Source organism: Sphingobacterium sp. UBA3519, from assembly GCF_002377215.1.
GTDB classification, from domain to species: domain Bacteria; phylum Bacteroidota; class Bacteroidia; order Sphingobacteriales; family Sphingobacteriaceae; genus Sphingobacterium; species Sphingobacterium multivorum.
Window position 1 is genome coordinate 197,277 of record NZ_DFPI01000025.1, and the last position, 25,860, is coordinate 223,136.

A 25,860-nucleotide genomic window follows, 5' to 3' on the forward strand; every position below is an offset into this window, starting at 1 on the left:
CAATTATATAGTATTAACAATCACACTACAGGGTCAAATTGACGCCCAGTGTATAAAGGCCGGTTTGCGGATAATATACCGCTCTTCCAGATTCAGCTTCGGGATCCAGGTTCCATTCATTCAATTTTGAAATTGTCCATAAATTCGTCGCGGATAGGTATACCCGAAGTTTGTTGATTGCTGTCTTTCCGATAGCATGTAGTGGCACTGTATATCCAACCTGTATGTTTTTCAACCGCAGGTAAGAACCGTTAACCACTAAACGGTCCGAGGTTGCGACATTACGCAAATCATATTTGACCACGCGCGGAAAGCGTGCATCCGTATGTGTTGGTGTCCAATAATTGTTTGTAAATATTTCGTGTGTAAAGCCTTCCTGATTTCCCATCTCAGCCAATGCTCCTGACAATCGGGTATCGACTTTTGCTGCACCTTGAAAGAGCAGATCAAGATCAAAATTCTTAAAGGTGAAACTCCCATTTATTCCGAAGGTATATTTGGGGAAAGAGTTGCCAATAGCGGCCATGTCATTTGCATTGATCACCCCGTCGCCGTTCAAATCCACATATTTCACATCTCCGGGCTTCGTATTTGTAGCATACGTAGCGCCATAAGCTTGAATTTCCTCCGCAGACTGAAAGAGACCATCGGTCTTATATCCCCAAAGTGTGTTGATCGGAAGTCCTTTAGCAATAATATACCTTGGGTCAATATCCGATCCGGCAATGTAGGGTCCAGTACCTTTTAGATCGGTTACTTCATTATGGTTGATACTTAAATTTCCATTCAGCTGGTAAGCAAAAGCCCCAGGCGCACTTGGTCTTTTCTGATAATTTGCGCTGAATTCCCAACCGCGATTCAGTACTGTTCCCGCATTTTGGGGTGAAGGCTTTAATCCCAAAACGGCAGGAATATCCAGATTTAGTAGAATATCGTCAGTTACCTTTTTATAGTAATCCAGGGTAAAAGTCAAGCGATTGTTTAGGAAAGCGGCATCCAAGCCCAAATCATACTGCATCGTAGACTCCCAGCCCAATTGCTGATTGGCATAACTGTCCAGTCGATACCCCTGTACAGATTTACCCCCAAAATCATATCCTGCCGCAATGAGGGCAGAATAATAACTATACAAATCTACCGATTGGTTTCCTGTCTTGCCCCAGGAAGCACGCAATTTGAATTCGTTCAACGAATTTCGAATAGGTTCCCAAAAGTTTTCCTTGGATAAGAGCCATCCTGCTGATGCCGAAGGGAAAAAACCATATTGCTTGTCGCCCGTAAAACGGGATGAACCATCGTAACGCCCATTCACTTCGAGCAGATACTTGCCATCCCAATCGTAATTTACCCGACCAAAAAACGAACGCAAGCCATACTGCACATCATATCCATTATTGTTTTTGGTCGCATCATCAGCTCCTTGTCCGATAGAGGTGATATCATTATTGTAGAATCTTTCGCGATAAGCCGTTAAGTAATTTTGATAATTGTGAATCTGTGAATAGCCAACAAGTGCCTTAATATGATTTGGCCCAGCCGCCAATTGATAGGTCAACAGATTGTTCCATGTATACTCGCTGCTATTATCACGAATTTCGTTTAATGAATTGATCGGAAAACTTTTTACAATACCTGTATTTCGGTCCTTATTGTCAAAAGCGTTCAAAAAGGTTTTGGTATTATTTAGGTTCACTCTTACACCAAATTGGGACGTAAATAACAAATTTCTCCACAATTGAATGTCGGTTTTAACGATGGAGCTTAAGTAGTTTTCATTAACCTTTTTAAAACCACTTTTCTCAATCAGCATTAAAGGATTATTTCCTTGTGTACTTAATCCGTAGGTACCATCATCATATTTGGGGACCACCCACATCGAGCCATGGAGAAAGTTATTGATTGGATCACGTCCGGGCTCGGCGGCTTTACTATATCGGTAGTTTATACTTCCCGTAAAATTAAGCCAAGAGCTTGCTTTATAATCGTTGTTTAGCCTAATATCCGCCAGTTCAGCACCATAATGATCAATAATACCATCCTGTTTATTATAACGAACCGCCAATCTAGAACGTAGAATGTCATTTCCACCTGCGAATGACAAGGCATGGTCTTGTTGAGGAGCTGTTTTCAACAGCGTATCAAACCATGTATTCGGTAAAGGATATTTTTCGCGATCGGTCGCAGTCCGATAAGCCGTTATTGATTCGTCAGTAAATCGCGCCGGCACCGCCAGCCCCGCGTTACGGTAGGCGTCCTGTTGCAATTGGAGGTAGGATACGGCGTCCATCTGCTTTGGGGTGTTGATTGATTTTTGTAAGGCGTAGTAGCCATTATAATCAATCACAACATGTCCAGATTTTGCACTTTTGGTAGTTACAATAATTACACCGTTGGTCGCACGTGATCCATATATCGCCGTGGAAGCCGCATCCTTCAGGACTGAAATTGAAGCGATATCATTGGGGTTTAACTTTGACCAGGGTTGTTCAATTCCGTCCACGATGACCAAAGCATTATTCTTGCTGAGATCATATCCACTGGTGCTGCTCGAATTGGTATTAAATGTCGTCAATCCTCTAATTCGAATATTGGCAGCCGATTGCCCTGGTTTTCCACCAAGGTCTTGAACAGTCACCCCCGGTAATAAGCCCTGCAAAGCCTGCTGCGTATTAGAAACTGGTCTTTTCGTCAATTTATCACCATCAATACTGGCGATTGAATTGGTCAACGAGATTTTTTTCTGAGTTCCATAGCCAACAACCACCACCTCATCCAGGTCCTGTGTAACTGGCTCTAATTCAATTTTTGTGGGAGATTCGGAAACTAACAAGGACTTTTTCTTATAGCCAATGCGCGAGAGTGTAATGGAAAATGGTAATTTCTGTCCCGTTACAATTTGAAAAAAACCTTTTTGATCTGTTGTAACAACATGCGTTACAGCTTCGAGTTGAATGGTTACGCCTTCAAGAGGCTGCTTACGTTGACTATCATATACATAGCCTGATAAGGAAGCATTGACAATCGGTTTAACATCTGTTTGCGCATATACCTGATGCCCAACGCCAGATAACAATAAACATAGCGACAAGGTAGAATACCGGAGTACCCTAAGATTTTTCATAGATAAAGTATTAATGGTGAATACGAACAAGTGCCAACGCCAATCGAAAACTTGTTTTTATTTTGAAGACATGAGGGGAAGCGAGCGCCTCCCCTGCTGTCAGTTTGAGAAAAGATAAGGGAAATTATCCTATATGACACATTCGCATCTTTCTTACATCAGGGGATTTAGCCTTCAGAGACTTTGCAGTAATACTTACGAAAAATGTGCTTTTACTAATATTGATATGTTCCATAATAATGTGTTAATACGCCACGCTGAAAAGTAATGCATATTTTCAACAGCGATCTGTTATCTTTTCACAAATATAGGAGTAAATTTAATATAATCTACTAATTCTATAGATTTTATTAAAATAAATATACGAGACCTGCAAAGGGACTATATAAGCAGACTGGTAGCCGTAAAAGGTTACCGATTAAGGATAAGCAAGGAACGCTTATTTTAAAGTTTTTAGATAGGTTTTAATCAGCAGGATGCCTTCATCATGCAATACGGTGGTTCCCTTTTGAGGCATATGCATCTCTCCCAATGTAGACATCCGTCCAATAATCTTCGCTTGTTTCAACCAAATTCCAGTTTCATGCATGGGGCTTTCATAACGAAGATCCAGCATGGTCATATAGGCTGTCCCTTTCGGATTGTGACAATGGGCACAGTTGATTTCCAAATAAGCTCGCGCACGACTTGCAGTCGATTGGGCAAGGTCATCATAACTCGGTAAATTCGTGAAGCTTTTCATGGACTTCAGTTCGAGAGCCCCCTGTTTGGTCAACTGCACCAGTTGCTGGATGCTGTCACCATCCTGACCGATTATCCGGTTCAGATTTCTGATCTTTGGACCTATCGGAAACAGCTGATTTCCTTGTCGATGGCATGCCATACAATCGTTTCGTGAAGGAATAATATAATTTGTTTGTCGCTCGTCACCTTTGCTGTCCAAAAACGAAACATGCACGGAAGCACTGTCCATCAACAACAAAGCTTCATCTTGGGCTACATTCCATTGATAGGTTGCTGCATTCCACTGTCCGTCTTTATAAATCAACAGCCGTGTTTCAAGCAATTGCTGTCGTACATCTCCGGCCGCATCTTTTTGCGGATAAAAAAATGTTTTGGCAATTAGGGTACCGTCGGGGAAGCTGGGCAAACCATCATCTGAGGCGATCATTTTTTTCCCCTGGGAAGAAAGATGACGCGCTTTTTATCGGTATAGTCTGTAAATAAGGTCGAGGCTAATTCATAGGAAATTCCCTGGTCGTTTGGAACAAGATCAGCAATTTTGCCTTTGAATAAATTGTAATCAGATAATTTATCTCGAAACACAATATTATCTTTAGCGATTGTACCGCGCCCCGTATTATTCAATACAATAAAAAATATAGGTATCAATAAAACACCCATCAAAATCAGCACTTTCTTCATTTCCCTAATGCTCTTTTCTACCGTTCAAGTCCGTTTTAAATTCGGGCGAAGATAAGATAAAAAAGAGATTATGCTGATTGATATCTGCTATTGAGGTTCAGATTTTACAATACGTACAGAAAACAATAAAAGGCCCGTTATTTTATCAAAAAATAAAACAGTTTCATGGATATATACGCGAATAAAAGGTTATATTTAGCTGTCTTTTAACCAAAACTTCGGCTACATGGAAGATATGATTCTCTATAATCGACTTCAGTTCGCATTTACGATTACATTCCATTATTTATTCCCTCAATTGACCATGGGTTTATCCCTCATGATCGTCTATTTCAAATGGAAATTTCTGCAAACACAAAACGAAGATTACAACCATGCATCCAAATTTTGGATGAAAATCTTTGCGCTTAACTTCACCATGGGCGTTGTAACAGGTATCCCCATGGAGTTTCAATTTGGTACCAACTGGGCTAAATTTTCTGAACTTACGGGTGGTATTATCGGACAGACCTTAGCCATGGAAGGTATGTTTTCCTTTTTCCTGGAGTCATCATTTCTGGGGATGTTTCTTTTTGGAGAGAAGTTGCTGGGGCATAAGCTCCATTTTTTATCCGGACTCATGGTCTTTATCGGATCTTGGGCCAGTGGTTTCCTGATTATCGCCACACATTCCTGGATGCAGCACCCTGTTGGGTATGAGATTCTTGAAAATGGCAAATTTGTACTGAACAATTTTAGTGCATTATTCAATAATCCATGGTTATGGCCATCTTATTTACATAATCAAGCCGCTTCGTTGGTGACCAGTTCCTTTTTTGTGGCCTCTATTGGAGCTTTCTATCTCCTAAGCGACCGGCATAGTAAGTTTGGAAAGATATTCGTTAAAAGTGGCGTCATCTTCGGCGCCATTTCATCGGTTATGTTGGCATTTCCTACGGGAGACCTTGCCGCCAAAAACGTAGTCAAATATCAGCCCGCAGCCTTTGCCGGCATGGAGGGCATTTTCAAAACGGAGCAAGGCGGATCCGAGATTATCCTGGTCGGCCAACCCGACATGGAAAACAAAAAGCTGGACAATAAAATAGCGGTGCCGAATGTCTTGAGCTTCCTCACCTACCAGCGCTGGGATGCAGAAATCAAAGGATTAAATGAATTTGACCAGTCCTTACATCCAACCAACGTACCCGGACTGTATTACAGCTATCACATCATGGTAGGGCTGGGTACCATATTCATCGGCATTATGGTTCTTGGAGCGCTACTGCTTTGGCGGAACAAATTGTATCAAACCAAATGGTTATTGTGGATCATCATGTTTATGATTCCATTTCCATACATCGCGAATACTGCAGGTTGGTATACAGCTGAATTGGGGCGGCAGCCTTGGCTTGTTTATAATCTCATGCGAATGTTAGACGGTGTATCCCCTACCGTATCTTCCGGAAATACATTATTTACCTTTCTCGGCTTCGTCGGTTTATACATTCTTTTGGGCTTGTTATTTCTGATGTTAGTCTTGAAGATCATTAGAAAAGGTCCTGAAACGACAGTTGCATTAACCTAATTAGCTATGGAAATATTCTGGTTTATCGTCTTAACTTTTATGCTGGGAATTTATATCGTACTCGATGGGTACGATTTTGGAGCGGGAATTGTCCATCTATTCTTTGCTAAAACCGAACAGGAGAAAAAAGCTGTTACCAACTCAATTGGGCCGTTTTGGGATGCCAATGAAGTCTGGCTCATCGCTTCTGGTGGTGTCCTATTTTTTGCTTTCCCCACACTCTACGCCTCCTCCTTCAGTGGTTTCTACCTTCCCCTAATGCTTGTACTTTGGTTACTTATTTTTAGAGCAATAAGTCTTGAACTCAGAGGTCAGGTTCACCATCGTCTTTGGGAAGCTTTATGGGATAAGGCTTTCGGCCTCGCAAGCCTGTTGCTGGCACTTTTCTTTGGCGCCGCGCTGGGCAATGTCGTTCGCGGAGTAAACCTGGGTATGGTAGAGAATGGTGTATCTACCCAAGAGCCGCACTATTTCTTCTTGGCACTTTGGAACCCGACATTTGACCCATTAGCCCAACATCAAGGCATCATAGACTGGTTCACTATCATATTAGGTTTAGTTGCCGTCGTTACATTAACCATCCACGGCGCAGGCTGGGTCATTCTGAAAACATCCAGTACATTGAACACGAGACTAAAGAACATTGTTTTTAAGCTCAACTTTGTCTTGCTTATTCTCGTCATACTATCGGCCTATGTATGGCATTATGTGAAACCCATCTCCCTTAACAATCTTCAAAATCATTATTGGCTATGGATATTCCCTGTGATAGCTGCCGTTGGATTACTTGGACAATTTTGGATCAAAACCTTTAAAAAAGATGGTATTGGCTTCCTATTTTCATCGCTGTTCATCCTAGGGAGCTTTGCGACGACCGTTGCTTCCATGTTCCCGATAGTATTGCCTTCAACGAATGACGTAAACCCCTCCTTGACGATTCAAAATGCGGCGGCGCATGAATATGGTCTTTCCGTAGGTTTAGGCTGGTTTATGTTTGCCGCAATTCTGGTGATTGCCTATTTTATCATCCAATTTAGGGTCTTCAAAGGTAAGCTGGATGACGTGGGTTACGGCGAACATTAAGAGCGGTCTCTATTCGAGTCCCAACAACTTATGTTTCATTGCCAGCTGTACGAGCTCAATCATATTTTTAACTTTGAATTTAGTCAGGAGATTGCGCCGATGCGTTTCAACCGTAACTGGACTTAAAAACAACTGTTCAGCAATTTGGTTCGTCGTAAGTCCCTTGGAGATCAACGTCAAAATCTCTTTTTCACGCTGTGTAAGCCGAGGTAGACCGCTGATCGTCGAAATTGCACCACGATAAAGTTCTTTTGCCCGATCACAAACGGCCTCTTTCCCATCGAGCCCAAGCTCTACGCAGCGCAGGAATTCTTCGTTGGTAACATCCTTTAAGATATAGCCATTTCCACCAGCCTGCATAAACTGAAAAATAAGGTTTCCATCGGCTAAATTGCTCAATGCAACAATGGGAATCATCGGAAACAGTTTCCTCACCTGTGTACAGACATCCACCCCATTTGTCTTTAACAGCTGCATATCCATCAGGATGAGATCGGCCCCCGTGATCTTTAAAAATTCAATTAACGCAATCTCTTCCAAAAAGGGGTATACGAGATACCCATCCTGATTATTGAGAAAAGAAGCGACACCTTCCAACAATAAGGGATGATCGTCTAACACTGCAATTATCTTCATGACTCCGCTTATTTAAACCGTTACACCAATTTCGATCTGCGTTCCAGATCCAAGCTTACTCTGAATATCAATTGATCCATTGATCCATTTCACCCTATTGACCATATTATTTAAACCCAATCCATAATTTAACACAGCAGAATCAAAGCCTTTGCCATTATCCTCAACGAGGATATGGAGTACTTCCTCCGATTTACTTACCTGAACGATAATTGAATCTGCATTTGCATACTTTAGTGCATTTGAAATAGCTTCTTGAACAATTCGATACAGGGCCAACCCCTTTTGAAAGTCCACATTCAATTCAGGCTCGTAGTTCTCAAACTGGATCGAAACGTTACTATTTTTCATCGCCATACACAATTGCTCCAATGCTGCTATCAATCCAAACTGACGCAGCGATTCGGGCATCAGGTTATGGGATATCCGTCTTACTTCACCTAAAATATCGTTCAACTTCTGCGGCACTTCATCTGTCAAGAGCGTACTCTTTGCCACATCGCCGGCAATCTTAAATTTTAAACCTGTCAACATGCCACCTATGCTATCGTGCAGATCTTGGGCAATACGCTGACGCTCCTGCTCCTCTCCTTTTAGCATCGATTCCGAAATTTGCAACTGCTTTTCCTTTTCCATTTTGTCCAATGCGATTTCGTGATTGAGCTGTATCTGTGTATTAAGCTTCCGTTGTTTTCGATAGGAAAAAGTAACAAATAGCACAATAAAGAAAAGCAAAACGGCAATACCCAAAACGAGGAAAATCCGAAATTGGTTGCGTTCCTTTTCTGCGCGCAGATTCAGAATCTCTTTTTCTTTTTCTACGGTTTTATATTTTGCTTCCATCTCATTCATTTTCTCCAACAATTGGACCTTCTGAATACTGTCGGATAGCTGATTTGCCTTATTGGATATTTTCAGCGCATCCTGATAATTACCCATCAGCTCATTTACAGCCGCCAGTTGACTGTACACAATTTTACTGTTGTAAAGATCTCGCGTTAATAATCCATTTTTTACGATTTCCTCCAACTGTAGTTTAGCATCAGCATACTTTTTCTGCAGGAGATACACATTAAACTTTCTGAACCGCATCATCTGGAATAATTTCCAATTGTTCATTTTCACCGACCAATCCAACCCGATATCCAGCAGACGAAGGGCTTCATCAGTCTGTTGCTTTGTGGTAAAATAAAGCGCCTCATTGTAATAGTAATTGGGTAATTGCGAAGAATTTGGATAATCTTTCAAGAGCTGTTTGACTTTATCCAGTAGCACTCTTGCTTCTTTAGATTTCACCTGATAGCAATAATTGCTGACTGTATTGAGATAAGCCACCACAAGTGCTGTACTCGGCGGTTGCTGCTCGAGTTGCTTGATGGCCAATTGATGATATTCATCAGCTTTTGCAAGCTGATTGGACGACATAAAGGTCATGCCGATCATCGTATTTATACTACCTTCCATGATGGGGTCATGTGCTTTGGCATAAGGCAGGCACTTCCCGTTTAGGATATCCAGAAAATCAGCAAATCCTTTTTTAGGAAATCGAATCAAGCCCAGATTATACCAAGCTTTGGCCAAAAGGCCCTGCTGAAAAGGTTTTTGCGCATTTCCAAGGAGGTCTACACATCGTTGGGCTTCAACTCCGGCATTTTTACTATCCAGAAATTGTCCATAATAAAAGCTTTTGTAGAGTGCCCCCATCGCCTGTAAACTCCGGAATGGTTTGGCGAAACGCTCCCCCTCCCGCATATGATCCCAAAATTTGGTCGTATCCCTAAATCGATAGTAATCTGCCAAATAAAAATACTGCATTGCCTTCACACTGTCATCCGAACTCGACAGCAATAACCTTTCCGCATCAGATCGATATCTATTTTCATCCAATGGCAGAAAACTCTGTGCACTTACAAGATGCACAGTAAAGTATACTATAAAAAAGGCAATTATCTTCGTTAACTCTTTCAACTGAAACATTATTAATCCAATTTCTTAATCATTTCAACAATTAAACTAAATGGGGCCTTTTCAGCCAATGGTTTCATAATATGCAACAAGAAAGTCTGATGGTGGTTCAAGACTTCTCCCTACGTCTAAATTTGCGGTCGATCCGGCTTTGTCAAAGTCGACAGTAGAAAACGTAGGTCGGAAAACCGCATAGTCAATTAGCGGATCCAAAAAACAAAGATATATCTCCGCGATGAATTGCTAAAGACATTCTTCTACTTTTTTTGAAATTAATTACCAGCATAAGATTAGCCTAATCTATTTAAATATAGGCTAAAACATATCCCGTTGATAAAAAAGCCTCTCGAACTATCGAGAGGCTTTTTTATCAACGATATTCGCTACTCTTTTTCGTAGCAATATCCATCAGCAAATCCAGCTTACACTGGTAAACCGAAGAAAGCACATTTGGATTATCCGGCTCAAAAAGCGCCGATTTCATAATGGGCACACTAAAAGGCAATGTCCAGGCGCGGAGCGACTTCGCGATAGCATCCATTGCATTAATGCCCTGTAGTGCGTGTACACCATCGGCCCAACACACCAGTCCGATATGTTTATCCGTCAGATAAGCCGGTTTATTTTTAGCACTGACTTCAAGCCAATCCAAACAATTTTTCATCACACCGGGAATACTTCCATGATAAAGCGGAGACAACCAAAAATGTACATCTGCTTCTAGAAACTGAGTATTCATAATCTTGACGGCATTGGGCACCCGATTGAGACTCAAATCAAATAAGGGTATTCCGCTATCAGCCAGGTTAAAAATCGTATTTTCAATACCTCGTTGGTTTAGTTGGTCGGAAACATAGTGTGACAGTTTTCCCGATGTCGATTCTTGCCTTCTTTCCAAGGCACCATTGAATATTAATGCTTTCATTATACTTTCCCTTTTTTAAAAATAACTTTTGGCATACCAACCTCACCATACATCAAGGTCTGCACAATAGGAATCAAACGTTCCGTCGCCAACATATAAAGTGACGCCGGGATATTCGGACGGGCCCGTATGACAACCTTTTGCTGCTGAAAATGCGATAGATCCATTGCTTGCAAAGCCTGTATCCACAAATCTATTTCCAAAGCCTCTACCGTCTTAAAATCGTAATACGCTGCAACAGGATGAAGTTTTTCCGCCAGGGTCATATAGACCCAAGGCGGGATAATTGCGTCGACAGAACAGTTGATAGCAACCGCCTGATTTCGGAAAGCAGACCAGTCCACCGCGGTCAACGCTTCTCGGAATTCCTTTTCTTTCACGATTGCTTCCCGATACAACAATGTTTTGATGTCAAAACTTTGGATGGCGAGATTGGACTTAAAATCAATCAGATCTAAAGCCAATATACCCGTGTTTTCGACTTTATTTATAAACATATCAAACCAAGCCTGCAATCACGGCATCGTATTTTTGTTCAACAACAGACCAATCCAAAAGCGACCAAAATGCATCTAAATAATCGGCCCTTTTATTCTGATATTTTAAATAATAGGCATGCTCCCAAACATCGACACCCAAAATAGGAAAACCTCTACCGGTCAATTGTGTATCCATCAGCGGATTATCCTGGTTGGCCGTTGCGACGACATCTAAGGCACCTGAATGCTTGACATAAAGCCAGGACCAGCCCGAACCAAACTGCCCAAGCCCCGCATTTTTGATCTTAGCTTTGAGCTCTTCCAAAGAACCAAAAGCTGCATTTATCTCATCTGCTAACTTCCCTGTGGGTACCGTTTTTGGATTAGGCGATAAGATTTCCCAAAATAACGTATGGTTAAAGTGACCGCCGCCATTATTGCGGACTGCTGGGCTATATGTACTTATGTTTGTGAGTATATCCAATAGCGTGTCAGCTTCGCTTTCCGATCCTTCCAATGCCTTATTTAGATTGTCGACATAAGCTTGATGATGCTTTTGATGATGAATCGTCATGGTCTCGCGATCAAAATAGGGTTCAAGCGCCGCATAGGAATATGATAACTGGGGTAATTGAAATTTGTGCATAGTTTTATTGTTTTTTATGATAAGTCAAAACTAGAGAATCAATTTTAATAAAACAACTAAACAGTTGTTTTATTAAAGTCATAAAACTAAATTCGAAAAGACTAAACCTGTATCTGAAACACTTTTTAGAACAAAAAATAAAAATGCTATCTTTGTTGGTAGTACATAAAACAACTTTTTTATTGTCAAATGCAGAAAAGTCCAGCTGATCGAATATTGATGTTATTAAAAATGCGCCGAGAAGCCACTGCAGCTTTGATTGCATCGGAATTGGCGATAACAAAAGAAGGAGCCCGTAAACATTTATTGAACCTCGCGAATCAAAACCTGATTGTATCCAATGCCCGGAGCGAAGGTATAGGCCGGCCCTCGACTTATTACAGTCTGTCGCCACAGGGTATGGCAAGATTTCCAGATAGTCACGCCGACATTACCGTACAATTATTGCAGTCGATTAAACAAGTGCTTGGCGAGAATGCGTTGGATCTACTGATTAGTGATCGGGAATCTAAAGTATATCAGAAATATACTGACGCAATATCGGATATTGAATCCATCGGAAAAAAACTTGAAGTTATAGCTGCCAAAAGAACAGAGGAAGGCTATATGGCTGAATGGAGAAAAGAGGCTGACGATTATCTTCTCATTGAAAATCATTGCCCCATATGTGCAGCAGCAACCGAATGTCAGGGATTTTGCCGTTCAGAACTGAATAATTTCCAGCAACTCATCGGTCCGGCATATCGTATCAGTAGAATAGAATACATCATCGAGAATGCGCCGCGCTGTACCTATCGCATTTCAAAGGCGAAATAAAACCAATTTCTAAGACATTCCTGCACAAATTACTAATATACCAAAAAGTATTTTTTATATTTGCATTAAAAGAACAGGAATAACATGTCAAAAGCAGAACAGACACGGCAATATATCATTGAAAAAACTGCGCCCATTTTTAATAAGAAAGGCTATTTTGCGACTTCGCTCTCGGACATCACGACAGCGACAGGATTAACAAAAGGAAGTATCTATGGTAATTTCAAGGACAAAGATGACCTGGCTACTCATATCTATACCTACCAGAGCAAAAAAATCGCCGAAGCCGTTAATCAGCAAATTATCCAGCAAAAAACAGCGCTAAAGAAGCTAATGGCTTTTCTAGATTTCTACAAGGAAAATTTCAAAAATATCGCAGCTTCAGGAGGCTGCCCCATGATGAATGCGGCCGTAGAGGCGGATGATTCACTATCTTTTCTAACGCCCAAAGTCAAACGTTCCTTTGACTTATGGAGACAACGGTTCATTCTAATACTTGAAGAGGGAGTCGCCAGCGGCGAATTTAAACAGCATATTTCTGCTGAAAATTATGCCATTATGTTTATGGCAATGATCGAAGGCGGAATCCTCCTTTCCAAGATTTCCGGTCGGGGAAAAGATCTTGCCATTGTATTGGATAAAATGAAGGAAATGGTGGATCAGGAGATCAAGGCTTAATTTTTTTTACAAAAACAAATACCAATTGGTATATTAATAAGTTTATATTAAAATAAAAAGAGATGAAAAGAGTTGTCATAACTGGCATGGGGACAATTAACCCGCTGGGAGAAAACATAGACATATTTTGGGATAACATTTTACGGGGCGAAAACCACACAACGATGATTAGCCGTTTTGATGCATCGCTGTTTCGAACACAGATTGCAAGTGAAATTAAGCACTTTCAACCCGAAAAATACTTAGATAGAAATGAGATTAAACGAAGTGATCTTTTTACGCAATATGCTTTATATAGCGCAGCGCAGGCGATGGAAGATTCGGGACTAGATCTCGATGCTATGGATCCATTTGATATCGGTGTGATCTGGGGTGTTGGTCAGGGTGGAATGGAAACTTTCGAAAATGAAGTTGAGGCTTACGTAACGGGAGATTATAAACCGAGATTCAGTCCTTTCTTTGTACCTAGACTTATTGTGAATATGGCATCAGGCATGATTTCAATGAAGTATGGCTTAAAAGGAATCAATTACACCACCGTATCAGCTTGTGCCACATCCAATACGGCCTTTATGGACGCCTTTAATTACATTAGGCTCGGCAAAGCCAAAGTCTTCATCAGCGGTGGTTCCGAAGCCCCCATCACACCGGCATCAGTTGGCGGCTTTTCTGCAATGAAAGCCATGTCGAGCCGGCATGATAGTCCACAGACTGCGAGTAGACCATTTGACCGCGATCGTGACGGTTTTGTCATGGGTGAAGGAGCCGGAGCACTCATCTTGGAAGAATATGAACATGCAAAGCAAAGAGGCGCAAAAATTTACGCAGAGCTTGTTGGGGCTTCAATGACCGCAGATGCTTACCATATGACCTCGCCCCATCCCGAAGGGATAGCGGCAGCCAAAGCCATGTCATTGGCGCTGGAAGAAGCAAAAATCGATATCAGCCAGCTCGACTATTTGAATCTCCATGCGACTTCCACACCAGTGGGTGATATCGCCGAACTTAAGGCCGTGCAACGGGCTTTTGGAAGCCCAAATAATCTATGGGTCAGTTCCACCAAATCGATGACAGGACATTTACTTGGGGCGGCTGGCGCTATCGAAGCAATCATTGCCATAAAATCCATCAACAATAATGTAATTCCTGCAACTATTAATATCGAAAATATCGATCCAGATATTCCCGAAGGAGTTCAGATTGTCATCAATCAACCGCATGAAAAAACAGTTCAGACCGCAATGAGCAATGCCTTTGGCTTTGGAGGACACAATTCGAGTATCGTCTTCAAAAAGATTTAATTTTTTTGAAATAATTCTTGACAAAGTGTAAAAAACACACTATCTTTGTAGTATCATAATTTAGGTTTATAATTGGTTATTTAAGGTTTTCATTCTCCCCGTTTGAAAACCTTTTTTTTTGCCTATTTTTTTCATCAATTGCACGTATAGATCTGCTTTTTTGAATCGTTATTCCTGTTTGAAGGTCTTTAGGTTTATTTCCAGGAGTCGAATGGGTATAGAATTAGCATCACATCTGCATATCAACTTATAGCTAATCACAATTTTCAATCAATTTTTAGACAGTGATTCGTCACTCGTTATTCAGTTTCCACTGAGTCATCACTGAACGAGCACTGAACAAACACTGAACGAGCACTGAACAAGCACTGTCTAAAACTATAATATAATTCCTACTTGATCCACAGTTGATTCGAAAAAAATTAAGACGAAAAAAGATAAGAGAGGACATTCTAACTGTCTTACACGTACATTGGAATTTAAAATGTGGTAAAATAGCAATTAAAGGATGCTATTTAAAGGCTATAAAAAACAGCGAGGCAACGGAAGTTGCCTCACTGCAAACCTGTTCTTTCATTTTACGAGTTTTAAATCGATAGTTGCCTTGTTGTACTTTAGCGGCAAGCCTAAATCTTGATTTCGGTACTGTATTCTAAATCACAGAGTAAAGCGTTTGTTTATATTGCTGCACATACTCTTTTGGATTGCAGCCTACGATTTGTTTAAAAACCCGATTAAAATTGGTAATGCTATTAAATCCGCAGTTATAGGCAATAAATGAAACACTGTCTAAGTGATCTTCATTTAATTGATTACACACTTCCTTGACTCTTATTCTATTGAGGTAGGTAACAAAAGTTACACCACAATGCTTTTTAAAATATCGACAAAATGCCTGTGGAGTAAGATTTGCATGGTCAGCAACATCTTCCAGCGTAATTTCGTCTTTATAGTGCTCCTTAATATAATTGCAGATGATATTAATGCGATTTGATCCGTGCATCGTATCAAAGGCAACTTCCACCCGTTCGTTACAAAGTGCTTCCGCCTCGCGTGAAATATTTGCCAATGCTCTTAATAAATAGAAAAAGTGCATTAACTTATCCATTTGGTCCGCAGATTTTAATAAACAGACCCGTTCTGCTATTTGGGGAAAATATGAATCGGGAACCTTAAACCCTCTTGAGTTGTTATAAATAAACTGATTCAACGATTCAAATTCCTCCAGGGAAAAAAGCGATTTAAGCCTTCCATTTGGATCGAAAAAAATGGAAACGGAGCGAGATTCATTCGAGAATCCGTCCTGGGAGGCAGACTTAAATACATGTGGTTGATTCGCTCCCAAAAAGAAAATATCATTTTCCTTAAAAGGATGTAAGGTGTCTTCCACAATCAAAACTCCCTTACCTTTTTTTATCCACATTAATTGAGCTTCTTGATGTCGATGGAAATGAGGATAAAAAGTTTCCAATATATCTTCTTGAATTGTTAGACTCTGTCCTCGCATGGTCGGCACAATAAATTGGAGCGTTTTCATATAGGTTTGTTTAGTTTTATGTTTACTGTTTAGTAACATAAATATAACAACTCCAAAGCAACAACACGACTTGGAAATAAAACATAAAAATACTATACTAAAATATGTTTAGTATTCGACAATATTTAATAATCCTCTAATAATACCACGCACAAAACAACGAATTGACAATAAAAACCCATTTATATTGGAAAAATGGGTTAAAATACAATTAGACTTTGATAAATTGTGATAATTATTATTCAATAGAAAGATTGAACTTTATTAAATTTCGTTTTTAGCACTTTTTAGTATAAAAAACGGAGAACATATCATTTGTAACAAGAACAAACACTACACATTAAAGAAAGACCTTTTAAATAAATCATTTTGAAGCGCATAAATTTTACGATATTCGTATTACACAATAGGCACCTAATTAGACAATCCAACTTCAAATAATTCCCAAAACTTATGTTCAAAAAAGAAATATATCTTAATCGCCGAAATAATCTGTTATCAAAGTTCACAACTGGCAAAATTCTTTTGCTAGGTAACATTGAAAATCCGATCAATTTTGAGCACAATACCTATCCATTTCGTCAAGACAGCAGCTTTTTATATTATATAGGTATCAAAAGTCCACGTTTGGCTGCCGTATTGGATGCTGAAAAAAACGAGACCATATTATTTGGCGACGAAATGACAATCGATGATATTGTGTGGATGGGTCAACAGCAAACTTTAGCTGAAAAGGCAGACCTGTCGGGTATCGACAAAATCCTGCCTTTCAATCAACTTTTCGACTACCTTAGCAAAGGAAAACAGGAGGATATTCACTATCTTCCTCCTTATCAGTCGCATAATAAATTATTACTTGAGCAGCTAACCGGCCGTACTGCAAATCAGCTCACCCCCTCTGTAGCTTTGATTAAAGCAGTCGTCGCACATAGAAGCATTAAATCGGCAGAAGAAATCCTCGAACTGGAGAAAGCGGTAGATATTGCCGTTGAGATGCATCGTATCGCTATGCGTATGACAAAACCTGATTGTTACGAATATCAGATCAGTAATGCCATGCAGCATTTTGCGCAAGATCAGGGTACCTCCTTCTCCTATCCACCGATAGTTACAAAACGGGGTGAAATCCTACACAATCATATGCAATTTCACCAACTTTATGCAGGTGATCTGCTTCTCAATGATTCGGGCGTCGAAACCGCTATGGGCTATGCGTCAGACTTGACCAGAACCTTTCCTGTAGGAAAACGTTTCACTGCGTTACAAGAGGAAATATACCAGATTGTTTTACATGCGTTTAAAACGGCAGAGCAGCTCCTGACTGCCGGAATCCACTTTAAAGAAATTCATTTAAAAGCTTGTGAAGCGCTTGTAGACGGACTTATACAAACAGGATTTATGAAAGGGAATACGCAAGATGCTGTCGCGAACCATGCCCATGCACTTTTCTTTCAATGTGGACTCGGCCATATGCTCGGCCTCGATGTACATGATATGGAAGATCTCGGCGAGCAATATGTTGGATATACCGAAGCAGAACCAAAGGATACCCAAACTTTTGGCATTAAATCGCTGCGGCTCGGTAAGAAACTGGAAGCTGGTAATGTGCTAACCGTTGAACCTGGCATCTATATTATTCCAGAACTAACGCAGCTTTGGGAGCAACAAAATTTACACAAAGAATTTATCAACTATGATTTCTTAAATAAACACCTTGATTTTGGTGGGGTTCGTATTGAAGACAATTACTTGATCGAGCAGAATGGATACCGACGTCTCGGACAATACCTTGAACGTGAAATCCAGGAAATCTATCAGCTTAAAGACAATCCAATTGACTAAATAAACTCGTGATAAAACCTTGAAAGTGAACTGAAATCTTTTTTGGGGATTCTTAAAAAAAACAGATAAACAAATGAACAGAATTAAACAGTTAATCTTTATTATCCTTATACTGGTTTTTTATGCGCCAAATTTACTTGTTGCACAGCGATTGTGGACAGATCAGGGTGACCAGTATTATGAATTTTCCGACAAGGGAATAGAAACGGTAAATCCGATAAATGGCATGCGAACAGTCTTCCTTTCGCAACAATTACTTATTCCGAAAGGCGCAACGGCAGCCTTAAAAGTCGAAAATTTTTCCATCTCCAAAAATAAGGAGCTTATTTTGATCTATACCAATAGCAAAAGAGTATGGCGAGAGAATACGCGAGGTGACTATTGGGTTTACAACAAGAAGACCAATCAATTGCAGCAACTAGGCAAGAAATTCCCAGCATCGCAACTGATGTTTGCGAAGTTTAACCCGCAAGCAGATAAAGTAGCTTACGTGAACAAAGCTGACCATAATATTTACCTCGAGGATCTCGCCAATGGCAGCATTGTTTCGGTTACTAACGATGGTACAGACCGTTTAATCAATGGTACTTTCGACTGGGTATACGAAGAAGAATTTGGTTGTAAAGACGGTTTCCGTTGGTCGCCGGACGGTGCTTCCATTGCCTATTGGAAGCTTGATGCCCGCAACATTCGCAATTTTCTAATGATCAACAATACCGATAGCCTCTACTCCTACACCATTCCTGTGGAGTATCCTAAAGTTGGACAATCACCGAGTGCCTGCTCCATATGGACTTATGAACTTGCAAATGAAAAGAGCACAAAGATCAATATCCCCGGAGATCCCAACCAGCATTACATCCCCCGTATGGAATGGTGCCTGGATAGCAAACAACTTATTCTGGAGCAGCTCAATAGAAAACAGAATGAGAGTAAGATTTATACTGTTGCGCTTTCCAATAATAAAGGGCAAAACATACATCAGGAGCAAAGCGATTCGTGGATTGATATCAAAGCACGGTGGAACAACAATGATCCTTCCGGATGGGACTGGGTTCAAGGTGGAAAGGCCTTCATCTGGGTATCCGAAAAAGACGGTTGGCGCAAAATTTACCAGATCGATCTAGCAGGAAATGAGAAGCTGGTTATGAAAGCCGATTATGATATGATCAATCTTGATTTTTTTGATCCGAAAAATGAAACCATTTATTTTACGGCCTCGCCAAGCAATGCGACACAAAAATATCTTTACAGCGTGTCTACAAAAGGTGGCGTTCCAAAACGACTTACACCAGCCTCATACGAAGGAACCTGCGATTATGATATTTCAAAAGACGGTAAAATCGCCATCTTCAACTTTAGCAACCGGACAACATTACAGCACAATGCTGTTATTGAATTACCGACCCACAAAATACGCGTCGACTTTGAACTGAAACGTGAAAAGAAAGTCAGCGACGGCATTGCGGAATTTTTTAAAGTTAAAACCACCGACGGCATTGAATTAGATGGCTGGATGGTAAAGCCCCTGGATTTCGATCCCAATAAAAAGTATCCTGTTGTCTTTATGGTTTATGGCGAACCCGCATCGCAAACTGTGATAGACAATTTTGGTGCAGGTTATAACAGTCTATATAAAGGAAATATGGCACAGGACGGTTATATTTATATTTCGTTGGATAATCGCGGAACGCCTGCTCCTAAAGGCAGCTCTTGGCGAAAAAGCATCTACCGCAATATCGGACAGCTCAATATTCGCGATCAGGCTTTAGCAACGCAAGAAATACTGAAATGGCCGTTTGTCGACAATTCACGCGTGGCCGTTTGGGGCTGGAGCGGTGGCGGATCGAGTACGCTTAACCTATTGGGGCAATATCCGCAGATCTATAAAACCGGTATTGCCATTGCAGCGGTAGCCAATCAGTTACTATACGACAATGTATACCAAGAACGCTATATGGGCCTTCCGCAAGAAAATCTGGCGGACTTTGAAAACGGCTCGCCACTGAAATATGCAAAAAATATCAAAGGCAACCTACTCTACATCCATGGAACTGGAGACGACAATGTGCACTATCAAAATGCCGAAGTCCTGATCAATGAACTGATCAAAAATAACGTGCAGTTCCAGCTGATGTCTTATCCAAACCGCAGCCATTCAATTAGCGAGGGACAGGGCACACATGAGCATTTAAGGACATTATTTACAAACTATCTAAAATTACATTGTCCTCCGGGAGGAAGATAGACTGAATCGTTATTATTTAAAAATGAAAAAAATACTGTTATATGCATTGGGTACCTGCGGTCTATTGACCGCAGGTATACAGCAATCGGCAGCGCAGCTGATGAAAGAAAAAAATGAATTCACAAGAGCGGATTCACTGCGCGGATACCTGACGCCATTACGCACCTGCTACGACATCCAATACTATCATCTGGATGTTAAGGTGGATATAGATAATAAATATATTTCAGGTTCAAACCTTTTCCGTTTCAAGGCCACGACTGATTTTAACCGCCTGCAATTTGATCTTTTTGCAAATTTAAAAGTAAATAAAGTCATTTATAAAGGGAAAGAACTTTCCTTTACCAGAGAGCACAATGCGGTCTTTGTCGAATTTCCTACTGCGATCAAGAAAGGGACACAGGATGAATTTACCGTGTTTTATGAAGGTCATCCTACAGAGGCGGTTAAAGCTCCATGGGATGGTGGCTTTGACTGGAAAAAAGACAGCAAGGGCAAACCGTGGGTAGCAACCGCATGCCAGGGTATGGGCGCGAGTGTCTGGTGGCCAAACAAAGACCATCAATCCGATGAAGTGGATAGTATGATGATTTCCATTGCCGTCCCAAAAGAGGTGATGAATGTATCCAATGGTCGCCTGGTCAAAGTAGAAAAAATGAAGGATGGTTATACCAAATACCATTGGAAAGTCGCCAATCCGATCAACAACTACAATGTCGCCATCAATATCGGCGATTATGTTCATTTTAAAGAAAAATATAAAGGTGAAAAAGGACCATTGGATATAGATTACTATATCTTGCGCGAAAATGATACGGCAGAAAAGAAAGCTCATCTTCAAAAAAATGCCAACCAGACCTTAGAGGCTTTTGAACATTGGTTTGGTCCATATCCGTTCTATGAAGATGGCTATAAGCTTGTTGAAACCTACCATACAGGCATGGAACACCAAAGTGCCATCGCCTATGGAAACCATTATCAAAATGGCTATCGTGGCGGGGATGCGTCGGGAACTGGCTGGGGACATAAATGGGATTTTATTGTGGTCCACGAATCTGGCCACGAATGGTTTGGCAACAATATAACCTCCGCTGATCTGGCCGATATGTGGATCCATGAAAGCTTCACGAACTATTCTGAAGGTTTATTTATCGACTATTTCTATGGCAAAGAAGCTAGCCAAGCGTACGCTCATGGTATCCGAATTGGAATCCAAAATGACAGCCCCATTCAGGGCCCCTACCACGTCAATAAAGAAGGATCTGGCGATATGTACCCTAAAGGCGGTGTTATGCTCAACATGATCCGTACGATGATGGACAATGATGAAAAGTGGCGAAATATTCTCCGGGGATTAAACAGCAAGTTTTATCATCAGCAAGTCGATTATAATGATATTGTCAACTACGTAAACCAGCAATCCGGTTTAGACCTTTTAAAAGTATTTGAGCAGTATGTACAGCATAGCGCCATTCCTACACTGGAAATCAAGCAAGATCCTTCAGGGAGAGTCTTGGGCCGATGGATCAGTGAAGTCAAAGGCTTCCATATGCCTATACATATTGGGGTAAAAGGTCAAAAAAGAGAACTTATCCAATTGGATCAACGTTTCAGACCGATTAAAATAGCCGGTTTAACGAAAGATAATATTGATATCGATACGTTCAACTATTATGTCGGCGTATTGGTCGAATAAAAACGGTTTCAAGGTTACAGACATAAAATAAATACAGCGCCCCGGAAAGTTACTTACTTTCCGGGGCGCTGTATTTATTGAAGCATTCCTATCACTTCATCTGTATTCCCAATTGGAATAAAACTTTTATGACTTCGCATACACGAACAGCAATGAAAGCAAACTGAAGGTTCTTTCTAACCAATAAGATCGGACACTGTCAGAAAAACAGGCGTTAGGCCTACCTTATAGGATCATTATCCTATTGAAAAGATCAATACTGATTCCAGGCAGGCGGGTCTACGCCAAGTAGATGTTTGACAAAATAGTCCCTTCTTTTTCGTTCACCATAATCTCCCCCAGAGGAATGTCCCATCCCGGGAACCATAATAAAATCATGGTTCTTACGTGCTTTGATTAAGGCATCAACCAATTGGAAAGTGGATGAAGGATCCACATTATCATCCAATTCACCTACAATCAATAAAAGATTTCCTTCCAGTTTAGCGGCATTTTCAATATTGGAGCTCGCTGCATATTCAGGTCCTACAGGCCAACCCATCCATTGCTCGTTCCACCATATTTTATCCATTCGATTATCGTGACAGCCACAGGAGGAAACGCCAACTTTGTAAAACTCCGGATGGAATAACAGCGCGCCCGTCGAGCTTTGACCGCCAGCCGACGTACCATAGATCCCTACCCTACCGATATCCATGTATTTGTATTGTTTTGAAGCAGCCTGCATCCAGGCTATCCGATCGGGAAAACCCGCATCTTTCAGATTTTTCCAACAGATATCATGAAAAGCCTTTGAACGATTTGACGTCCCCATTCCATCGATCTGCACCACGATAAAGCCCAATTCCGCCAATTCATACATCCCACTCGGGTTGCTGTAGAATGATTTGGGCACGAAAGAGCTATGCGGTCCCGCGTAAATATATTCGATGACAGGATAACTTTTTGCAGGATCAAAATTGGTCGGTCGAATAATAATACCCCAGATATCCGTTGCACTATCCCGTCCCTTGGCTTTAAAGACTTCTGGAGCACGCCAGCCTACCGCTTCGAGCAAGCTGCTGTTTGTTTTCTCCAGTTCCATGATAAGACGACCATGGTTGTCGCGCAATACTGAAATTGGCGGCTGATCAACTCGGGAATAGGTATCCACAAACAAGGAATAGTCTTTATTGAAAAAAGCTTGATGATTTGCATTTTCTTCCGTCAGCAGTTTTAAGCCCTTTCCATCTAAACCGATTGAATAATAATGGATCAAATAGGGATCTTCCTCTGCATTCATACCACTGCCTTCAAAAATGACCGTTCGTTTGTCAGCGTCGACATGTACAACTTTCCGAACCACCCAATTTCCCTTTGTGATTTGATTTTTCACTTTTCCAGTAGATCCATCATAAAGATACAGGTGGTTCCATCCGTCACGCTCAGAAGCCCACACAATTTCCTTTCCATCGGCTAGATCCTCCCGATATTTCTTACCGCTATAATCGATAAAGGTCTTATTTTGTTCTCGGATCAAATAACTGGACATACCGCTATTGGCATCCATTTGCATGACACCATAGACCTGATGCCCGCGTTTGTTATACTCGAAGGTAAATGCTCTACTGTCATCGCGCCAGGATAATTCCGAAAGATAAAATTGATTCGGTATAAGCTCCGCATCAAATACCCACAGTTTATCTTTTTCGAGATCATATAAAACGGGTAGTTTTTGCGCTAATTCGTCACCAGGTTTGACATAATCTCGTGTCTGAATCTTTGGCTGTAATTGATCTTTAGGGGAAGATTCAATAAGCGTCAGTTGTCTGATCTCTATTTTTTGTGTTTTTACTGTAGCCAATTTCCGGCTATCCGGTGCCCATTGAATATCATTGCTATAGTAGTTTGACGTATTACCATCAAACGTAATTTGTCGCGCCTGATTTAAGTTTCCCTTCTTTGCTAAGAAAACATTATTGTTGCGGATAAAAGCAACATGTATTTTATCTGGAGATTCAACTTCCCGATAGGTATTTCCTTGTTCACGCTGCCCCCAATATCGCGGATTGCGCTCTTTACTTCCACTTGCAGCGCCCTGGCTCAATTGCGAGGAACGGCGGTTCCAGATCCAAAAGTAGCCCGCGATATCGAGCGAAACTTGATCTTGATCCATCAATTTTATCTGATCATTGGAAATAACGCGATTTTCGACTTTTCGTTCCAGCTTTTCATCCACCAAGGAAAATACCTTCGTTAGATCAAACAGCGGTTCTTTTGTTTTTGCCTGGGGATTGACCAAAATGTACTCTTTTCCCTGCGCCGTATTTCGATCATACCAAAACAGGTCCCCCCGATCATTCCAATAAAACTGCCCCGGTAGATTTTCGATTTTATTGGTCAATTGTTTTTTTAGGTTTTGTGCACGGGTATAATCTACCAAAGTTCCTTGACCAAACAGAAACTGTGCAGACAACAACAAAACCACTGTACTAAGAAACTTCATATTTTCTTCGCTTAGGATTGATTAAATAATAGATCGGGATACCCAATAGTGCAATGATAATGCCTGGCCAGGTATAATTTGGTTTAAAAATTACCATCAAGCCGATAAAGGCTAGCCCCATCAGAATATAAAGAATGGGAAGAAAAGGATATCCAAATGCTTTATAGGGTCTGTTCAAATCCGGACGCGTGATACGGAGGCGAATAATACCTGCAATTGCAAGGACATAAAAGATCACGACCACACAGGTAATCATATCCAATAAGTCACCATATTTTCCACTCAAACACCATATTGACGCTGCAAGACACTGTATCCAGAGGGCCCAGGCGGGTACCGCATGTGCATTCAGCTTGCCTGCCCTTTTAAAAAACAAACCATCTTTAGCCATGGAATAATACACCCTCGCGCCGGCCAGGATAATTCCATTATTGCAACCGAAGGTACTAATCATGATCATAATGGCTATAATCGTGATCCCAAAAGGGCCGAATACTTCTTGTGCCACACTCATCGCTACCCGATCCTTTGGTGCGTTGACCATAGCTTCCAAAGGCAATATGCCCGTATACATTAAATTGGTCAACAGATAGATGACGGTGACCAGCAAAGTCCCTAATGCCAGACTCAATCCGATATTGCGTTGCGGATTCTTAATTTCGCCCGCTACAGCTGAGGATGAGTGCCAAGAATCGCTACTGAAGAGGGCTCCGACCATAGCCGCAGAAAAAGCACCCATTGCTGAAAACCCATCATAAGATGTGTAGGTTCCATCCACATTTAAGCGGCGCATGGACCAAAGCGAAATATTGTCCCAGTTCAAAGCCCAAACTTCATGTTTCAAAGCCAGGAAGCCAAAGAGCAACAAAAGCAACAGGCTCCCAATTTTGATCAATGTAATGGATGTCTGCACACGCTTTCCGCTATTTACACCCCTTGAATTAATGTAGGTTAATACCATAATGACCGCAATGGCCAGCACCTGTGCTGCCGAGACGCGGTAATCTGACCATTCAAGCAGATAGACATCTTCGTCCATAAAGGGGAAAAGGTAGGCAGTGAATTTAGCAAACGCAACGCCGACGGCGGCGATTGTCGCGGTTTGTATCACAGCAAAAAATGTCCAGCCAAATACAAAACTCAATACGGGACCATAAGCCTCCCGAAGATAAATATATTGGCCACCGGCCTTGGGAAACATCGCGCTGAGTTCACCATAACTCAATGCTGCTGTTAAAGTCATAAATCCACAGATTAGCCAGACAACCATCATCCAACCCGCAGAACCGGTATTGCGTGCGATATCTGCAGAAACGATGAAAATTCCAGAACCAATCATACTTCCAACAACAAGCATCGTTGCATCGAGCAATCCCAGCGACTTTTGAAAAGTTTGTTTTGACTCACTCATAA

General features: G+C 41.1%; 19 protein-coding genes. 8 read left to right on the forward strand and 11 right to left on the reverse strand.

The features are described 5' to 3' along the window. Positions 1-25: 25 nt before the first annotated feature. The 3 genes from B3297_RS16050 to B3297_RS16060 all read right to left on the reverse strand — a co-directional run bounded on the left by B3297_RS16050 (position 26) and on the right by B3297_RS16060 (position 4,546). Positions 26-3,121 carry a SusC/RagA family TonB-linked outer membrane protein gene (locus B3297_RS16050; RefSeq protein ID WP_286779133.1) on the reverse strand — a complete coding sequence of 1,032 codons (3,096 nt, stop codon included), beginning with the start codon at positions 3,119-3,121 and terminating at the stop codon, positions 26-28. 439 nt (positions 3,122-3,560) lie between these two features. Continuing rightward, a complete protein-coding gene (locus tag B3297_RS16055; protein ID WP_286779134.1) occupies positions 3,561-4,292 on the reverse strand; it encodes a hypothetical protein in 732 nt (243 codons plus the stop codon). After that, entirely contained in the window at positions 4,289-4,546 is a 258-nt protein-coding gene (locus B3297_RS16060) for a hypothetical protein (protein ID WP_286779135.1), read from the reverse strand. The genes B3297_RS16055 and B3297_RS16060 overlap by 4 nt, the downstream gene beginning before the upstream one ends. A gap of 226 nt (positions 4,547-4,772) precedes the next feature. On the opposite strand from B3297_RS16060, the gene B3297_RS16065 reads away from it, so the two are divergent. Continuing rightward, a complete protein-coding gene (locus B3297_RS16065; RefSeq protein WP_286779136.1) occupies positions 4,773-6,110 on the forward strand; it encodes a cytochrome ubiquinol oxidase subunit I in 1,338 nt (445 codons plus the stop codon). 6 nt (positions 6,111-6,116) lie between these two features. Beyond that, positions 6,117-7,193: a cytochrome d ubiquinol oxidase subunit II gene (gene cydB, locus B3297_RS16070; protein WP_115047975.1), complete on the forward strand. Its 1,077-nt coding sequence runs from the start codon at positions 6,117-6,119 to the stop codon at positions 7,191-7,193. 9 nt (positions 7,194-7,202) lie between these two features. Here cydB and B3297_RS16075 read toward each other — a convergent pair whose 3' ends face one another. The 5 genes from B3297_RS16075 to B3297_RS16095 all read right to left on the reverse strand — a co-directional run bounded on the left by B3297_RS16075 (position 7,203) and on the right by B3297_RS16095 (position 11,844). Then, positions 7,203-7,829, reverse strand: a complete 627-nt coding sequence (locus tag B3297_RS16075; RefSeq protein ID WP_070569509.1) for a LuxR C-terminal-related transcriptional regulator — start codon at positions 7,827-7,829, stop codon at positions 7,203-7,205. A gap of 12 nt (positions 7,830-7,841) precedes the next feature. Then, entirely contained in the window at positions 7,842-9,797 is a 1,956-nt protein-coding gene (locus tag B3297_RS16080; protein WP_286779137.1) for a sensor histidine kinase, read from the reverse strand. 367 nt (positions 9,798-10,164) lie between these two features. Then, complete coding sequence (locus B3297_RS16085; protein WP_115047969.1) at positions 10,165-10,719, reverse strand: NADPH-dependent FMN reductase; 555 nt, start codon at positions 10,717-10,719, stop codon at positions 10,165-10,167. Then, complete coding sequence (locus B3297_RS16090; RefSeq protein WP_112374155.1) at positions 10,719-11,216, reverse strand: DUF2480 family protein; 498 nt, start codon at positions 11,214-11,216, stop codon at positions 10,719-10,721. The genes B3297_RS16085 and B3297_RS16090 overlap by 1 nt, the downstream gene beginning before the upstream one ends. A 1-nt stretch (position 11,217) precedes the next feature. After that, positions 11,218-11,844, reverse strand: a complete 627-nt coding sequence (locus B3297_RS16095; protein WP_115047965.1) for a superoxide dismutase — start codon at positions 11,842-11,844, stop codon at positions 11,218-11,220. Between the two features lie 189 nt (positions 11,845-12,033). On the opposite strand from B3297_RS16095, the gene B3297_RS16100 reads away from it, so the two are divergent. The 3 genes from B3297_RS16100 to fabF all read left to right on the forward strand — a co-directional run bounded on the left by B3297_RS16100 (position 12,034) and on the right by fabF (position 14,639). Continuing rightward, positions 12,034-12,660: a helix-turn-helix transcriptional regulator gene (locus B3297_RS16100; protein ID WP_286779138.1), complete on the forward strand. Its 627-nt coding sequence runs from the start codon at positions 12,034-12,036 to the stop codon at positions 12,658-12,660. Between the two features lie 84 nt (positions 12,661-12,744). Further along, complete coding sequence (locus B3297_RS16105) at positions 12,745-13,338, forward strand: TetR/AcrR family transcriptional regulator (protein ID WP_115047961.1); 594 nt, start codon at positions 12,745-12,747, stop codon at positions 13,336-13,338. Between the two features lie 62 nt (positions 13,339-13,400). Then, positions 13,401-14,639 (forward strand): beta-ketoacyl-ACP synthase II, encoded by a 1,239-nt coding sequence (fabF, locus tag B3297_RS16110; protein WP_115047959.1) that lies wholly within the window; start codon positions 13,401-13,403, stop codon positions 14,637-14,639. A 652-nt stretch (positions 14,640-15,291) separates the two neighbouring features. On the opposite strand, the gene B3297_RS16115 is transcribed toward fabF, so the two are convergent. Then, positions 15,292-16,176, reverse strand: coding sequence for an AraC family transcriptional regulator (locus B3297_RS16115; RefSeq protein ID WP_115049497.1), 885 nt, complete (start codon positions 16,174-16,176; stop codon positions 15,292-15,294). 453 nt (positions 16,177-16,629) lie between these two features. On the opposite strand from B3297_RS16115, the gene B3297_RS16120 reads away from it, so the two are divergent. The 3 genes from B3297_RS16120 (at position 16,630) to B3297_RS16130 (ending at position 21,962) form a co-directional block, all read left to right on the forward strand. Then, positions 16,630-18,018, forward strand: coding sequence for an aminopeptidase P family protein (locus tag B3297_RS16120; RefSeq protein ID WP_115047957.1), 1,389 nt, complete (start codon positions 16,630-16,632; stop codon positions 18,016-18,018). Between the two features lie 73 nt (positions 18,019-18,091). After that, positions 18,092-20,266, forward strand: coding sequence for a S9 family peptidase (locus B3297_RS16125; RefSeq protein ID WP_286779139.1), 2,175 nt, complete (start codon positions 18,092-18,094; stop codon positions 20,264-20,266). Positions 20,267-20,288: 22 nt separating this feature from the next. After that, positions 20,289-21,962, forward strand: coding sequence for a M1 family metallopeptidase (locus B3297_RS16130; RefSeq protein WP_286779140.1), 1,674 nt, complete (start codon positions 20,289-20,291; stop codon positions 21,960-21,962). A gap of 253 nt (positions 21,963-22,215) precedes the next feature. Here the strand turns inward: B3297_RS16130 and B3297_RS16135 are convergent, their stop codons facing one another. Beyond that, entirely contained in the window at positions 22,216-24,447 is a 2,232-nt protein-coding gene (locus tag B3297_RS16135) for a S9 family peptidase (RefSeq protein WP_286779141.1), read from the reverse strand. Further along, a complete protein-coding gene (locus B3297_RS16140; protein ID WP_046675729.1) occupies positions 24,434-25,858 on the reverse strand; it encodes an APC family permease in 1,425 nt (474 codons plus the stop codon). The genes B3297_RS16135 and B3297_RS16140 overlap by 14 nt, the downstream gene beginning before the upstream one ends. Positions 25,859-25,860: the final 2 nt, after the last annotated feature.

What these genes read in the sequence shown, in the direction of transcription:
- B3297_RS16125 (WP_286779139.1), top strand. Translation starts at nt 18,092, where the DNA reads ATGAACAGAATTAAACAGTTAATCTTTATTATCCTTATACTGGTTTTT.
- B3297_RS16065 (WP_286779136.1), top strand. Translation starts at nt 4,773, where the DNA reads ATGGAAGATATGATTCTCTATAATCGACTTCAGTTCGCATTTACGATT.
- B3297_RS16100 (WP_286779138.1), top strand. Translation starts at nt 12,034, where the DNA reads ATGCAGAAAAGTCCAGCTGATCGAATATTGATGTTATTAAAAATGCGC.
- B3297_RS16115 (WP_115049497.1), bottom strand. Translation starts at nt 16,176, where the DNA reads ATGAAAACGCTCCAATTTATTGTGCCGACCATGCGAGGACAGAGTCTA.
- cydB (WP_115047975.1), top strand. Translation starts at nt 6,117, where the DNA reads ATGGAAATATTCTGGTTTATCGTCTTAACTTTTATGCTGGGAATTTAT.
- B3297_RS16085 (WP_115047969.1), bottom strand. Translation starts at nt 10,719, where the DNA reads ATGAAAGCATTAATATTCAATGGTGCCTTGGAAAGAAGGCAAGAATCG.
- B3297_RS16050 (WP_286779133.1), bottom strand. Translation starts at nt 3,121, where the DNA reads ATGAAAAATCTTAGGGTACTCCGGTATTCTACCTTGTCGCTATGTTTA.
- B3297_RS16105 (WP_115047961.1), top strand. Translation starts at nt 12,745, where the DNA reads ATGTCAAAAGCAGAACAGACACGGCAATATATCATTGAAAAAACTGCG.
- B3297_RS16090 (WP_112374155.1), bottom strand. Translation starts at nt 11,216, where the DNA reads ATGTTTATAAATAAAGTCGAAAACACGGGTATATTGGCTTTAGATCTG.
- B3297_RS16130 (WP_286779140.1), top strand. Translation starts at nt 20,289, where the DNA reads ATGAAAAAAATACTGTTATATGCATTGGGTACCTGCGGTCTATTGACC.
- B3297_RS16075 (WP_070569509.1), bottom strand. Translation starts at nt 7,829, where the DNA reads ATGAAGATAATTGCAGTGTTAGACGATCATCCCTTATTGTTGGAAGGT.
- B3297_RS16055 (WP_286779134.1), bottom strand. Translation starts at nt 4,292, where the DNA reads ATGATCGCCTCAGATGATGGTTTGCCCAGCTTCCCCGACGGTACCCTA.
- B3297_RS16060 (WP_286779135.1), bottom strand. Translation starts at nt 4,546, where the DNA reads ATGAAGAAAGTGCTGATTTTGATGGGTGTTTTATTGATACCTATATTT.
- fabF (WP_115047959.1), top strand. Translation starts at nt 13,401, where the DNA reads ATGAAAAGAGTTGTCATAACTGGCATGGGGACAATTAACCCGCTGGGA.
- B3297_RS16095 (WP_115047965.1), bottom strand. Translation starts at nt 11,844, where the DNA reads ATGCACAAATTTCAATTACCCCAGTTATCATATTCCTATGCGGCGCTT.
- B3297_RS16135 (WP_286779141.1), bottom strand. Translation starts at nt 24,447, where the DNA reads ATGAAGTTTCTTAGTACAGTGGTTTTGTTGTTGTCTGCACAGTTTCTG.
- B3297_RS16120 (WP_115047957.1), top strand. Translation starts at nt 16,630, where the DNA reads ATGTTCAAAAAAGAAATATATCTTAATCGCCGAAATAATCTGTTATCA.
- B3297_RS16140 (WP_046675729.1), bottom strand. Translation starts at nt 25,858, where the DNA reads ATGAGTGAGTCAAAACAAACTTTTCAAAAGTCGCTGGGATTGCTCGAT.